The following is a 13,494-nucleotide window of genomic DNA, read 5'->3' as shown; positions in this document are numbered from 1 at the left end:
AAACAGGCTCTTATTGTTTTTGGTGGCGGGAAACGTCTATCGTCCACTATGGGAGATCTTGGAAGAGGTTTGAAAATATTTAAGAAAGAAGTCATCGAGATAGGATCGGACGACCACCCAGTCTCCATTGAGAACAAACGCATGCCTCTTGATAGACATTCCGAACAGGTCGTTCCTCCTTTTTTGAAAGAAGCAAAGAAGGACTCACTTTAAAATATTTTGAATAATATGAACTCAATATTTCCTCATAGTGTATTTAATGTTTAATTAAAACAATAACTGATTAATGTAAGAGAAATTATTTTTTTAACCGATTTATCATTCGTCACATTGATCGCAAAGGTAAATACAATGTCTGAAAATCCTATGATTTTTGAATTCGAGCGGGATTTTGCAGGCTCTTTGCGATGTATTCCAATGATCGCACGACAGAAGCTCGACCTTGTGGGAATCAAAATGACGCTTCGTCAGTGGAGCCGTCTGTTGCGCGAGGAAAGGAGCCATTTGGTAGAGGCACCATGTGAGACGGCTCAGGAACAGACCGCCTATCGCACTCTTGTCGAGGATCTGATTGACGTTCGAGCAGATGAGCCTGTCAGTTTCCTCCCGTCGCAGACATTTGAAGACTGGCGAGAGAAGGATCGGATGCCGGCGGCAGTTTCGTCTCAGGCTGAGGCAGACGCCGTTCCATCACCTACACCGGAACAATGGGCTGCGTTAACTCCGCTTCAACGTTTCGCATTGATCAAGCTCGCCAGATTGAAACATGAGAACGAAAATTTTGTACCTGCGTTGAAGGAGTTTGGCGTCCTTCAAGGGGAGGGTTGATATCATGAGCAAAGACAGAGAGTCCGAGTTTAAGCCTTATCATCACCCTGCAGGCGGCTGGGGAGCGGCCGGTGCAACCGCGAAGGTTCTGATGGAGCAGAGCGTTCTGGTCAAAGGATCACGCGGCCTGCTTGCCATGAATCAGCCGGGTGGTTTCAAATGCCCCAGTTGTGCGTTTCCCGACCCGGATCACCGAAAGAAACTTGAATTCTGCGAGAATGGCGCAAAGGCCCTCGCGCATGAGGCTACCAAAGCCCGTGTGACACGAGAGTTCTTTGCAGAGCATACTGTCACGGAGCTCATGGAGTGTAGCGATTACTGGCTGGAAATGCAGGGACGCCTGACCGAGCCTATGCGCTATGATCCTGCAAGCGACAAATATGTGCCGATTGCCTGGGATGATGCCTATGCCCTGATTGGAAAGCATCTTCGGGCGCTGGAAAGTCCTCATCAGGCAGAGTTCTATACGTCCGGTAGAACGGCTAACGAAACCGCTTTTCTTTATTCCATCTTTGTCCGCGAGTTCGGGACCAACAATTTCCCCGATTGTTCGAATATGTGTCATGAGCCGACATCCCGCGGGCTGCCTTCCTCGATCGGGATTGGAAAAGGCACGATCGTCATGGCGGATTTCGACCATGCCGAAGCCATCTTTGTCATTGGGCAGAATACCGGAACCAATTCCCCCCGTATGATGACGAACCTTGTGGAGGCTCGCAAGCGCGGCATCCCAATCGTTTTGATCAATCCGATGCCTGAACGGGCGCTGATCCGTTTTACGGAACCGCAGGATATCCTGCAGATGGGCACGTTTGGTTCGACACCCATTTCCAGTGAATTTGTTCATGTGCGCATTGGTGGCGATCTGGCAATCTTTAAGGGGATGATCGCGCGCTGTTCGAGGCCGAAGATCGCGGCGAGTCAGTGCTGGATCATGCTTTTATTGCTGAGCATACAGTAGGGCTGGAAACTCTGCGCGCTGACGTCATGTCAGTTTCCTGGGCAGATATCACTCGTATCTCTGGCATATCGGAAGAGCAGATCCGCCGGATTGCCGGGATTTATGCCAAATCCAACGCGACAATCATGTGTTATGGAATGGGCATAACGCAGCATCAGGAAGGGTCCCAACTTGTCCAGCAGGTTGCGAACCTTCTGTTGCTCAAGGGAAATATCGGCAAGAAAGGCGCGGGCATTGCGCCGATCCGGGGACATTCCAATGTCCAGGGTGACCGCACGGTCGGCATCGATGAAAAGCCAACACAGGCCTATCTTGATCGTGTGCGGGATGTTTTCGGTTTCGAGCCGCCACGCAAGCATGGCCATCATGTGATTGAAGCTGTTGAAGCCATGGAAGCCGGAACCGCCAAGGTTTTCTTCGGCATGGGCGGGAATTTTGTCCGCGCAATTCCTGATACCGAACGGTCTTATGCCGCCATGGCAAAGCTCGATCTTACGGTGGGGATCGCAACAAAGCTCAATCGCGGGCATCTGATCCATGGCAAGGAAGCTCTTATTCTGCCTGTTGTGGCTCGTTCAGAGATTATCCGTACGTCAGCGGGTGAACAGTTCGTGACCATTGAAGATGCAATGTCGAACGTTACGCCGTCGCGTGGCGTTTTCGAACCGGTTAGCCCCGATGTGCGGCCTGAGACTGAAATCGTCTGTCGGGCGGCTATGGCCACTCTTCCAGAGTCAAAAATTCCGTGGGCAGACTATATCGAAGACTATAGTTTAATCAGGGACAAGATTGCTGAGGTTTATCCGGCGATTTACACGGGGTTCTCGGAAAAAATGAAAGACCCTCACGGGTTTCATCTCGATATTCCGCCTCGTCGTCGTGTCTGGATGACCCCGAATGGAAAAGCGAATTTTCTTGTTTTGCCGGGGCTAACGGTGGACGACGTGATTGATGATCCGGCAATGCTTCGGCTGGCCACAATCCGTTCGCACGATCAGTACAACACGACAATCTACAGCAACAACGACCGGTATCGGGGGGTCTATAACACGCGTTTGGTTATCTTCATGAACAAAGAAGATCGTGAAGCGCGGGGATTGGAAAACGGGGCTGTCGTGGGGCTGGAAACCTACAGTGACGATGGATATCGGCGCTATGTCGATGGGCTGACCATTCTGGATTATCCAATGCCTCGTGGATCTATTGCGGGTTATTATCCAGAGTTAAATCCTCTTCTACCGCTGGATTTTTTCGATGAAATCAGCGGTACGCCAGCGGCCAAGGCTATTCCAGTTAAAGTTGTGCCAAGCGTGACGTCTGCAGCCCCAATCCGAATTGCGGGCTAAGTGGGAGCCGTATCGGCAAGAAAGAGCTATGAGAGCATATACAAGCTTTTTGTTGCCGGGAGCGGGCGTTGCACTCCTGACAGGCAGTATCAGTGAGAAAGGCGTATGACGCCATTATTTCAGAGTCGAACGGCAACCCTCCTTAGTCGCCCAGAGGAAGAGATCGTTCTGAATATTGCCGATGAAGTTCCGGTCAGGCTCGTCTTTAATGGCATTGTTCCGCACGGGGTGATGATGATGACCCCGGATCACCTGACGGACTTTGCTTATGGCTACTGCCTAACTGAACAAATCATTACGAATAAAAAGCAGATCCGCTCCGTCTCTGTTCTGGATGGTGAAGATGGTCTGACCTTGGACGCTACGATTTCAGGGGACCGTCTTTCAATCCTGCTACGACGCAGACCCCGTGCCCAGACCGGGCATTCAAGTTGTGGCCTTTGCGGGACTGATACTGTGTTGTCCGTTGATGCCCATGAAGAGGTGCCTTTTCCCATCAATGCCAAGATTGCGCCGACTGCGATCCTGCGGGCCCTGCATGATCTTGAAAAGTGGCAAACCCTGAATGCAGCGACACGCATGGTTCATGGAGCAGCCTGGGCCGACCAGAATGGGAAAATCCTTTTAATCCGTGAGGATATCGGCCGTCATAATGCGCTTGATAAGCTGATTGGTGCATGGATGTGCGATGATCGTCTTTTTGAAAATGGATTTTGTCTTCTGACCAGTCGCTATTCATACGAAATGGCACTTAAAACTGCGCGCGCGGGTATGGCGACGGTGGTCGCCGTTTCAGCTCCGACGGATCGCGCATTTCGATTGGCCCAGAAAATGAATCAGACACTGATTGCAATTGCACGACAGGACAGGCAGTTCGTTTTCTGTGGTGAAGCGCGGTTGATTAGGAAACAGGACTCGTAGCCAGAAGATGACGGTTGTAGCGAGGCAAATGGAGGGTTCGAAAAACCCTCTGGTTTTGAGGCTTTCTGTGTGATCTCATTTCTCGTGCGTTGATTGGGGATGCTGGAAGATGAAGCAGTCTGGTTTCTTTGATGTTGAAAAGCGGCTTGCTCGATTGAGCGGGCTTGGCGATCAGCTTGAAGCGTTTTCCCAGACTGTGGATTTTGAGGTGTTCCGCCCTTTGATCCGGTACTGATGTACAAAATCCTGGTGATCCAGACGCTGAACAATTTGTCTGATGAACGGACAGAGTATCTGATCAACGATCGCCTCTCCTTCATGCGTTTCCTTGGTCTGGGGCTTTCAGATCGGGTGCCTGATGCCAAAACGGTCTGGTTGTTCCGTGAACGCCTGACCCAGGCGGGAGCCATTGAAAGGCTGTTTGACCGGTTTGATGCAACTCTGCGGAACGCCGGCTATCTACCGATGTCCGGCCAGATCCTGGATGCGACATTGGTAGCTGCTCCAAAACAGCGCAATACCAACGCTGAGAAAGCCGACCTCTGGGCAGGACGTATTCCTGAGGACTGGCAGGATAAGCCATCCAGATTGTCCCACAAGCATCGTCATGCACGATGGACACTGAAGTTCAAGAAGGCGAAGCGGCAGGATGACGGGACGATCCCCGCAACGGATCTGGCCATTCCGTTCTTTGGCTACAAGTCCCATGTCTCCATCGACCGGAAGTTCCGGTTCATCCACAAATGGAAAACGACGCACGCCGCCGTCAGTGATGGTGCGCGATTGAGAGAAGGGCTGCTGGATAAAACCAATACGATCTCAACGGTTTGGGCTGACACGGCGTATTGCTCAAAAGCGAATGAAGACTTCATGGAAAAGCAGGGCTTTGCCTCAAAGGTTCACAGAAAAAATCTGCATCTCAAACCGATGCCCCGGCATAGCCAGCGATCTAATGCAGGGAAGTCGGTGATCCGATCACGCGTCGAGCATGTCTTTGCCGACCAGAAATCGCAGACGGGGCTCTTCATTCGAACTGTCGGTATAACTCAGGCCACCATGAGGATCGGGCTAGTCAATATCGTCTACAATATACGCCGCTTCCTCTTCCTCGAGAGGATCAGCACCAAAGCATAGCTATCCAGAGGGTAACAGCCCCCGATCTGCTCAAAACGCAGATCAAAAATAACCCAAAGCACCGTCAATCAAAGCGCTAAAAGCCAAAAATCACCAGCCAAGCGTATCAACCAACAGTTCTTCGATCCCTCCAGGTGATGGATAGATTGCACTTCTATCAATCATAATTTGCAGTTAAAGTGGTTGATAGAAGGTTGGGGTATCGATCATGCGTTGGAATTGGCAGCGTCCGGACTGGCCGCAATTTCAGTTTAAGAAAAGCCGTTTGCGCGAAGCTGAAACGCAGTTCCTGAAAGGTTCAGGCGTTGTCGTGGGCGCGATGCAGCATCTGGACAAAGACGCCAATCAGCAGCTCATTGTTCAGCTTATCTCACAGGAGATGGTCGAGAGTTCCGCCATTGAGGGTGAGGTGCTTGATCGGGCCAGTGTGCAATCCTCGATTGCCCGACAATTAGGCTTTGCTAAAGACAAGCGGCGCTCCACGCCAGCGGAGGCTGGGGCTGCGGAATTAATGGCCGATCTCTATCGGCATTATGCGGCTCCTTTAACCGACCAAATCCTGTTCGACTGGCATGCCATGCTGATGAATGGGCGGCGTGATCTGGAAATCATCGGCGGATATCGGGCGCATGCAGAAGCTATGCAGATTATTTCAGGCCCTCTCCATGCGCCGCATATCCACTTTGAAGCTCCGCCGTCACAAAATGTGCCGAGCGAGATGGCGCAGTTTGTTGAGTGGTTTAACAAAACAGCGCCAACCGGAGCGAAGCCTCTCCCTGCTATCGAACGGGCGGCGGTTGCACATTTGTGGTTTGAGACCATCCATCCCTTCGAAGATGGCAATGGCCGTATCGGACGGGCTCTTGCTGAGAAAGCATTAGCGCAAAGCCTTGAGGCCCCGACGCTTACAGCACTGGCTGCAACCATCAATGCACACAAGAAAGCTTATTATCTCGAATTGCATCGTGCCAGCGAAACCAATCACATTGATGCGTGGATGGGGTGGTTTGGAAATGTCGTTCTGGAAGCCCAGTCTCGCACGCTTCAGAATATTCGTTTTTTGATTGAGAAAACGCGTTTTCTGGATCGCCTCCGTGACAAGCTGAACACTCGTCAGGAAAAGGTTCTGCTTCGGATGTTGGCAGAAGGGCCTGACGGCTTCCAAGGCGGTCTGAGTGCCCAGAACTATCGTTCCATCACCGGCGCCACATCTGCCACCGCGACACGTGATCTGGCCGATCTGGTATCTCTCGGTGCCCTTAATCGGACGGGAGAAAACCGCTATGCACGATACTCTCTTTGTCTCGGGTAAACAGGGTGTTTGCCGTTCCGCCGCAGAACAATAGTGGAGGTCGTCGCATTTATGAACGCTGACAATCTGACAGGGCTTATCGGATATCTGAAGCAGGATCAGTGGCAATCCTGTTTTGAAGAGGTGTTGGGTGAGCATCTGGGACCGGCTTTGGAGGCGGCGGATATCAGCTTCGAAGACCTGGGAGATATCCTAGGGCAGGGTGCGGCCATGTCACTCTGGGGCTGTGCCTTCGAAGATTTCTTGGGGCAGAACTGGGATAACGAAAATTTCGTTGAGGTCTATCTGAAACGACGGGGCTGGAAAGAAGGTCCACGCAAAAGCGCTTATATGCGGGGCCTCAAAGAGGCCGTCATGAGCCTGTATGAGGTTTCGCAGATCGTGCCGGGTCAAAGCATGATGGTTCGTGACCTGTTGCGGGGTGGTGATCCTGTTCTGGTTCATGAGCGCTCAGCCACACAGTCCCTAAAGCCTTGGGAACGCATCGCCGCACGCCTTGTTTCTGAAGATGGCAAAATGGTTTTGGCAGGGGGTCTGTTGGCATATTCTCAGCAGGCTTGCGAAGATCTGGCTGAGAATTTACGCGAGGTTCTCAAGCGTAAGCGGGGGCAGGCTGAGTTTCCAAAGATCAAAACAGATGTGCTTCGTGATCTGGCTCCGGTCTTCACGTTGACCTGGCTCTTTAGAACTATGGAAAACATGCTGAGCGCCTCCGAGCCACCCGTTCTGTTTAACAGCGATGGCGAAGACCTGGTCTTTCATGACGTGTGTTTTCCTCTCAGCAAGGGAAGCACTCAGAAGAGCATTGCTGAGGTTTTGAAGACGATACCTTGTTTGCAGCATGCGGGGCGCATGATCTGGAATTGGACGCGTCAGGCGGGTGGCCATGTTCCTGAGGCCAATTCTAAGGCAGGAGACAGCAAAGCTCAGTTTTTGAGCACGACGTTGGATGATGGTGGTCTTGTTTTGGGGAACCTTGAACTGAAAGGCCGTCAGCTGAAATTGCAGGTCGATTCAGAAACGCGGGCTAAGCAAGGTACAGCTTTACTCCGCAACACCTTGGGGAGTCTGATTGGATCTCCTCTGACACAGATTATGACTGCTGAGCAGGCTATAGAAGAGCAGCGGACCTCTGGCCGAGGGGACGTGCGTGAAGATGAGATCCCGCTTGAAGAGGAAGCGGAAATTCTGGCTGCTGTTCTGGAGCAGCATTATCGTCGTGTTCTGGATGAGGTTGTTCCGGGGCTTGGGCGTGTCACGCCGAGGCAGGCTGTTAAAACAGCGGCGGGGAAAAAGAAAGTTGCGGCCTGGTTGAAGCAGATTGAAGCCACGACAGCAGGCTTGGGGCGTGAGGGGGCAGGGTCCTCTTTCAGCTTTGACTGGATGTGGGAAGAGCTGGGTATCAAGGGGCTGCGGAAGTGACAGGCATTGCTGGCCAACAACACAACCAGTCGGACCAAAAATCTGTTTTAGGCAGCTGTTCTATGAGAGACAGGCGCCTCGTTTTAGGTGGAGTGGTCGCGGCGTTGTTGTGCATGCCCATGACCGGTCATGCCGCTTCGTCTCGCTGTGATCCTGTTACTTATAGTGCACGGCATGATGGCCGCACCAATGACGGTCCGGCCATTCAACGTGCCATTACAGCCTGTAGCGAGGCTGGCGGTGGTGTGGTGTCGTTGGCGTCTGGAATATGGTTGAGCGGCCCTTTATCTCTCAAAAACCACGTCACGCTGAACTTAGAGAAGGGAAGTACCCTTCTGGGAAGTTCGGACACTCATCTTTTCCACTGGGCCTTTCTGGGGAATCCAGCGCAACCCGGTGAAGCCCTTATTTCTGCGATTGACGTTCAGGACGTAGCCATAACTGGTCAGGGTCATATTGATGGAAATGGCGCTGCTGTCTGGTGGCCTCAAGCCGTGCAGGCGCACAAGACGCAGACCTCAGGTCCTTTACCTTACGGGCCAGACTATCCGGGAGTTCCTGCTGCGAATGGTATGCCACGCCCCTGGCTGATTGAGTTCTCGCATGTGCAGCATGGACGGATCTCAGGGGTTATGGCGACCAATTCTCCGATGTGGACGGTGGTCGTGAGGGATTCCGGTCAGATCAGGATCGATCATCTCACGATCCGCAACCCGGCCTCGTCTCGGAATACCGATGGTATTGATCTTGTCTCCTCGGATCATGTCACGATGAGTACTCTCGATATTGCGACAGGAGATGACAACATCGCCATCAAGTCCGGTTTGATGCAGCCGGGCCGGGCTGCGAGCGATATTAGCATTACACAGTCTCGTTTTGGCGAAGGACACGGTCTGTCCATTGGCAGTGAACTGGCCAATGGGGCCCATCATATCAGAATTTCTGACGTCTCGTTTCAGAGCACGCTGTCCGGACTGCGGATTAAGTCTGGGCGGGATCGCGGCGGAGATATTGGCTGGATTAGTGCGGAACACCTGACGATGGACCATGTCCGGGTTCCGCTGTCGATCAGTGATTATTATGCAGGGCAGCCGGGGGGAATGCAGCAGACTGCGTTAATGAACGATCCCGCTGCTCCGGTAACATCCACGACCCCGCATATTCATGATGTCACCATAACAGATATAGCTGCGACAGATGCCGAGACGGCTGGCGTCGTGTTGGGCTTGCCCGAGGCACCGATGGAGCGGCTGACTCTGAGACATGTTCGACTGTCGGCCCGGACTGGGCTTCAGCTTAGTCATGTTAGCGGAAGTGCCTCTGGAATCACGCTTACAGTCCAGACGCCTCCAGTTCTTCAGTGTGGACCTGGTGTGCATATTGACGGATCAGATCTGCGCTGCACGGATGAGAGAAGAGTTCATGAATGAGTTTTTTACTCGTCATGATTGACCGTCTGTCGGCTCAGAAAAAACACAGCAGACAGGCGGTAATCGCCTCATGCCGGACGCTCAAGCTCTTTGGAGCCCGTCTTAAAAGCGGACTTTCGTTTACGACCGGACACGCAGCCCCGTTACGACCATCATAAAGTAGCTGGGGATATTGGCGAGCAACACCCGCATTACTTCTTTCTGCCGAGAGGTGGCTCACACCCCGCTGTGATCTATTACATTTCCTCACGCGAGGCTTAGGATTTTGGTAACGTATTGGCCTTGTGCCCGATTAATTAGTGATCTTAGTCCGTAGGCGAATACATAGTACCTTTGAATCCTAGCCCTCTTCTGCACGGAACTTACAATCAAAGTATGATCACGAACGAAGCGTATCTCCGACATGCTTTGCACTTGTTCAAATAGACGTTTGCTAGTCGCCGATATAAGGGTGCCAAACCACGCAACCAACGCCTCCCGCTCAGCAAAAAATTCCAGCGCATCGTCGAAGTCCCAACGTGGCATCATTACCAGCTTGTTTTCCAAACTGAAGCATTCGGTTGTGAAGCTAATGCGCTGCCGATCAGCATCGGAGTGAGCTATGACCTTGTTGCGCCGCTCTAACAGTCGCTCATGCAGAGCACGTTCGTCAGAGCTGGGGCTAATCTTGATCTGTTTGAAACTAAGCAAAGGCAAATTATTAGCATTTGTGAAGGCGCGCCCATAGGCAATTACAGCGGTGTCTTCAAAACATCGATAGCGCCGTCGCTCAACGCGAGTAACGAGGCGATCTTCGTCAAGTTCACATATAAATTCCATGGCACTGCATGCCATCTGGAAATCAGCGAGGGACTGAACCAACCTGATCTGCCGCGGCAGTAGTTGTTCTGCGTCACCATCTTTTATGTTTTTTTCCAATTACATCCTCCATCTAGCACCGACAAACTAAATCTCTTTGTGGGAGGTAAGAAATACGACCCGAAAGCCAATAGGAAAATTCCAGAATATGCGGATAACTCGCCGGACACCGGGCTTTCCAGCCCCTTGGAATCCCTTGCCGAACGCAAGGCAAAAAATTCCGTCCTCGCAGGCTAAAAAGCAATTAAGTCGTAACAGACTACCCAGATCGTTGGGGGATGGCTCCTTCCGCCTACTTCTCGGACGCCGTGGCACGGCCAGGCCGCTTCCTCGAAGCGGAAGTGGCTCAGGACGCGCAAGGAGCCGGTCTTCACCGATCCTGGGACGGTTCAGTGAAGGAAGATAATTTCTTGTAGAAACAATACTCCCATGTCACTAACTATGACACCATGCCCGATACCCTTCTTGCAGATACCGATATTGAAGAAGCGCTTTCCCAAGCTTACGTGACTGCCGTAGCCAGCATGGCAGGCTACGTAGTGGCTCATAAGAATTTTGACCGTGATGGTATCGACATAACTATCGAAGCCGGAGACTCGTTTCGACCAAAAATAGATTTACAATTAAAGGCAAGCATAAATATCGATGATAGCGCTGAGACGATCTCTTATTTCTGCCGAAAAAGAAATTATAACCTGTTGAACATAGCGACACAAACACCAAGATTACTACTAGTTATGAAACTACCGAAAAATAGGGAAGATTGGATAAATCTCTCCAGTGATCAATTAGTGATCAGGCACTGTGCTTACTGGATGTCACTTCGTGGTTACCCGGATTGTGAAAATGCAACCGGACAAACCATTTACATACCGACAACAAATAGATTCCACATTCAATCGCTACGCCTCCTAATGGACCGATCACGAAGCGGTACCGTTTGATGAAAACAAAAATTATAGATTTAGAGGCTTTGAAAGCTGTCTCACCGACCGCGATGGTCGCTTATGTGAGAGCAGAAGGTTGGTATCGTACCGATAGTTACGGCCAGCATAGTGACGTATATGAATGTGCTGGAAAACCTGAGTTAATTCTACCTGGTACAGACAATCTTGCAGATTATCCTACAATTGTTAGTGATATCCTGCGATTGCTATCAAAGCAAGAAAATCGGGACGAGTTGCAAATTTATCGAGATCTTGTGAGTGCAGACAAAGATGTTGTCCGCTTACGATCTCCATATGCGGATAGTGATGGAGCAATCTCGATTGATGCAGGCGTAGAACTCGTCATTCAAGGACGAGATTTGCTTCTATCTGCAGCATGCGCGGCCAAGGAGCCGCGAGCAACTTACCGGGCTGGCAAGGTTAAAGACGCTTCTGAGTATATGGAAAGAGTAAAACTTGGCCAAACAGAGCAAGGCAGCTTTATCATATCATTACTAGCTCCAGTGCCACCCGCTCTGGACATAGGAACCCAAGCTTCTTTTTGGCCTCTTCCTTCTGAAGAACCCTTTGATCGAAAAGTAACACGCACCTTGGTTGGAGCCCTCACGTCCTCCCGTCGAGCCGCTGAAGCAATCGTCCGTGGGAGTGGAAGCAGTGCGTTTCATCAAGCAATTCAGGATGGAGTAAGCGCCAATCTTTGCGATGCTCTGTCTATCCTGATTTCCCGTAACGAGGGCCTAGAAGTATCCGTCACATGGGCACGAACAAGGCCAACACCAGAAGCACGATGCGTTATTAGCTTTTCAGAGGCAGAAGGTGAAATATTTCGTGAGGCTGCTAGAGTGCTGCGGGCTATGGAGCCTCGTCCCGACGAGCATCTGGAAGCTTTTGTCGTAGGATTGGACAGACAGCTTGGTTCTGATAGTGGTCGTGTTACCCTGAAAGCGTATATTGACAACCAATTGATGTCTATAAAAACGACCTTACCTTCTAATCACTATGAAGAGGCTGTACGTGCTCATGAAGCACGTCAGATGGTGACTATTCATGGAGATTTAGTACGCTCCGGTCATAGATGGGTTCTTGAACATCCAAGAGGTATGCATGTCATTCCAAATGACCATAGCGATGATGAGGCTTAGGCCCCTTTGCAAAAGTCATACCATTGATCTGTGTTCCATTATTGTACAGACGCTCCTCCGTTGGGGAGCAAAACAGCTGATCCCGACGACGGCTCCCTTTCACCATCGTCTTCGGGACGGCAGCTATCTCCAGCCACTGCTCAAAAGCTGACTGTCGGCTTCCCCCCCCCCCAAAGCCGCCGCAAAACCGATAAAGGATTGCAGGCCTGTGCGGGGGTATAATTCCTCACACCCGGCATGGCAGAAGCGATGGAACCAACTTTCCACGAGGCGCCATTGTCTACTGAAGATGGCTTCAGGCCAGCACATCGGAAGGGCCTTTTGGGGAGGATTTTATGCATTCTACCCTATGTCCGATAATAAGAAAAAACGGACATAGGTTTTATGGCGGAAAACTGCCGGTTTTGGAGATTTCGTGCAGTTTCTGGGGTGCTCTTTGTCTGGATACACGCCATACCGCTCGCCTCTTTGAATTATACGCCGTTGACGTATATGCTATTGGCATATATTCCATTGTGAATGTCAAAGCTGCAGACCGTTGTCGAACTGCCTGAATTCATAAAGCGGGCAAAAGCCCTGATGTCAGACGACGATCGTATGGCTCTGATTAACATGCTCGCTGCGATGCCAGATGCTGGCCTTTCTTTAGGCGGCGGTCTGCGAAAGGTCCGCTTTTCCCGCGAGAATGGTGGGAAGAGGGGAGGGTACAGAACTCTCTACGTTTTTGGTGGAAGACAGATGCCTCTGTTTCTCCTGACTGTTTTTGCCAAAAACGAGAAAGACAATCTGACGCGATCTGAACAGGCCGCCCTGGTAGAGTTGAGCAAGACGCTTGTTGCGAAATACGGAGAACCATCATGAGCGCTTATGACAGCATTCTGCAGGGGCTAAATGAGGCTCTTGCCTATTCGGACGCTCCGGCCGACGACTGTGTGACCCACCAGGTGCGTGTTCCGTCGGTTGACGTGGCGGCCATCAGAACCCGGACCGGACTCTCTCAGGCCCAGTTTGCCAGAAGCATCGGGGTCGCCAAGGGGACCCTTCTGAACTGGGAGCATGGCCGTCGTCAGCCAACCGGACCGGCTCAGGTTTTGCTGGCGATGTTGGATAAGCGACCGTCGTTAGTGAGTGAGCTGCTTGCTGCCGTTCGTTGAGAAAACACAGGTCCCGACACGCTCATTCAGACGACCGAT

Annotated in this window: 10 protein-coding genes and 2 pseudogenes; 11 read left to right on the top strand and 1 reads right to left on the bottom strand. The window is 51.5% G+C overall.

The annotated features are described in order from the left end of the window. Window positions 1-366: 366 nt before the first annotated feature. The 7 genes and pseudogenes from JK208_RS13470 (at window position 367) to JK208_RS13440 (ending at window position 9,354) form a co-directional block, all read left to right on the top strand. Window positions 367-828, top strand: a complete 462-nt coding sequence (locus JK208_RS13470; RefSeq protein ID WP_077804228.1) for a nitrate reductase associated protein — start codon at window positions 367-369, stop codon at window positions 826-828. A gap of 4 nt (window positions 829-832) precedes the next feature. Then, window positions 833-3,135, top strand: a pseudogene (locus tag JK208_RS13465) (FdhF/YdeP family oxidoreductase). 105 nt (window positions 3,136-3,240) lie between these two features. Further along, window positions 3,241-4,056 (top strand): formate dehydrogenase accessory sulfurtransferase FdhD, encoded by an 816-nt coding sequence (gene fdhD / locus JK208_RS13460; RefSeq protein WP_077804020.1) that lies wholly within the window; start codon window positions 3,241-3,243, stop codon window positions 4,054-4,056. Between the two features lie 109 nt (window positions 4,057-4,165). Continuing rightward, window positions 4,166-5,190 (top strand): annotated as a pseudogene (locus JK208_RS13455) (IS5 family transposase). A 208-nt stretch (window positions 5,191-5,398) separates the two neighbouring features. Next, window positions 5,399-6,502 (top strand): Fic family protein, encoded by a 1,104-nt coding sequence (locus JK208_RS13450; RefSeq protein WP_211576436.1) that lies wholly within the window; start codon window positions 5,399-5,401, stop codon window positions 6,500-6,502. Window positions 6,503-6,553: 51 nt separating this feature from the next. After that, window positions 6,554-7,924 carry a hypothetical protein gene (locus JK208_RS13445; RefSeq protein ID WP_077804022.1) on the top strand — a complete coding sequence of 457 codons (1,371 nt, stop codon included), beginning with the start codon at window positions 6,554-6,556 and terminating at the stop codon, window positions 7,922-7,924. A gap of 113 nt (window positions 7,925-8,037) precedes the next feature. Beyond that, window positions 8,038-9,354, top strand: coding sequence for a glycoside hydrolase family 28 protein (locus JK208_RS13440; RefSeq protein WP_077804023.1), 1,317 nt, complete (start codon window positions 8,038-8,040; stop codon window positions 9,352-9,354). A 246-nt stretch (window positions 9,355-9,600) separates the two neighbouring features. Here JK208_RS13440 and JK208_RS13435 read toward each other — a convergent pair whose 3' ends face one another. After that, window positions 9,601-10,272, bottom strand: coding sequence for a hypothetical protein (locus JK208_RS13435; protein WP_077804024.1), 672 nt, complete (start codon window positions 10,270-10,272; stop codon window positions 9,601-9,603). Window positions 10,273-10,661: 389 nt separating this feature from the next. On the opposite strand from JK208_RS13435, the gene JK208_RS13430 reads away from it, so the two are divergent. The 4 genes from JK208_RS13430 to JK208_RS13415 all read left to right on the top strand — a co-directional run bounded on the left by JK208_RS13430 (window position 10,662) and on the right by JK208_RS13415 (window position 13,455). Beyond that, window positions 10,662-11,156 carry a DUF4365 domain-containing protein gene (locus JK208_RS13430; RefSeq protein ID WP_077804025.1) on the top strand — a complete coding sequence of 165 codons (495 nt, stop codon included), beginning with the start codon at window positions 10,662-10,664 and terminating at the stop codon, window positions 11,154-11,156. After that, on the top strand, window positions 11,156-12,301 hold the full coding sequence (locus JK208_RS13425) for a hypothetical protein (RefSeq protein WP_077804026.1): 1,146 nt from the start codon (window positions 11,156-11,158) through the stop codon (window positions 12,299-12,301). Before JK208_RS13430 ends, JK208_RS13425 begins: the two co-directional genes overlap by 1 nt. Window positions 12,302-12,820: 519 nt before the next feature. Continuing rightward, window positions 12,821-13,162, top strand: coding sequence for a type II toxin-antitoxin system RelE/ParE family toxin (locus JK208_RS13420; RefSeq protein ID WP_015075038.1), 342 nt, complete (start codon window positions 12,821-12,823; stop codon window positions 13,160-13,162). Next, a complete protein-coding gene (locus JK208_RS13415; RefSeq protein WP_077804027.1) occupies window positions 13,159-13,455 on the top strand; it encodes a DNA-binding transcriptional regulator in 297 nt (98 codons plus the stop codon). Before JK208_RS13420 ends, JK208_RS13415 begins: the two co-directional genes overlap by 4 nt. Window positions 13,456-13,494: the final 39 nt, after the last annotated feature.

Source organism: Gluconobacter sp. Dm-74 (assembly GCF_018256135.1).
Classification (GTDB): domain Bacteria; phylum Pseudomonadota; class Alphaproteobacteria; order Acetobacterales; family Acetobacteraceae; genus Gluconobacter; species Gluconobacter cadivus.
The sequence above is the reverse complement of the archived record's forward strand: the minus strand, read 5'-3'. Positions and strand labels throughout refer to the sequence as shown.

Bases quoted from the DNA above. Each gene is read 5' to 3' on its own strand.
- JK208_RS13470 (WP_077804228.1), top strand. From the start codon at position 367: ATGATTTTTGAATTCGAGCGGGATTTTGCAGGCTCTTTGCGATGTATT.
- fdhD (WP_077804020.1), top strand. From the start codon at position 3,241: ATGACGCCATTATTTCAGAGTCGAACGGCAACCCTCCTTAGTCGCCCA.
- JK208_RS13450 (WP_211576436.1), top strand. From the start codon at position 5,399: ATGCGTTGGAATTGGCAGCGTCCGGACTGGCCGCAATTTCAGTTTAAG.
- JK208_RS13445 (WP_077804022.1), top strand. From the start codon at position 6,554: ATGAACGCTGACAATCTGACAGGGCTTATCGGATATCTGAAGCAGGAT.
- JK208_RS13440 (WP_077804023.1), top strand. From the start codon at position 8,038: ATGCCCATGACCGGTCATGCCGCTTCGTCTCGCTGTGATCCTGTTACT.
- JK208_RS13430 (WP_077804025.1), top strand. From the start codon at position 10,662: ATGCCCGATACCCTTCTTGCAGATACCGATATTGAAGAAGCGCTTTCC.
- JK208_RS13425 (WP_077804026.1), top strand. From the start codon at position 11,156: ATGAAAACAAAAATTATAGATTTAGAGGCTTTGAAAGCTGTCTCACCG.
- JK208_RS13420 (WP_015075038.1), top strand. From the start codon at position 12,821: ATGTCAAAGCTGCAGACCGTTGTCGAACTGCCTGAATTCATAAAGCGG.
- JK208_RS13415 (WP_077804027.1), top strand. From the start codon at position 13,159: ATGAGCGCTTATGACAGCATTCTGCAGGGGCTAAATGAGGCTCTTGCC.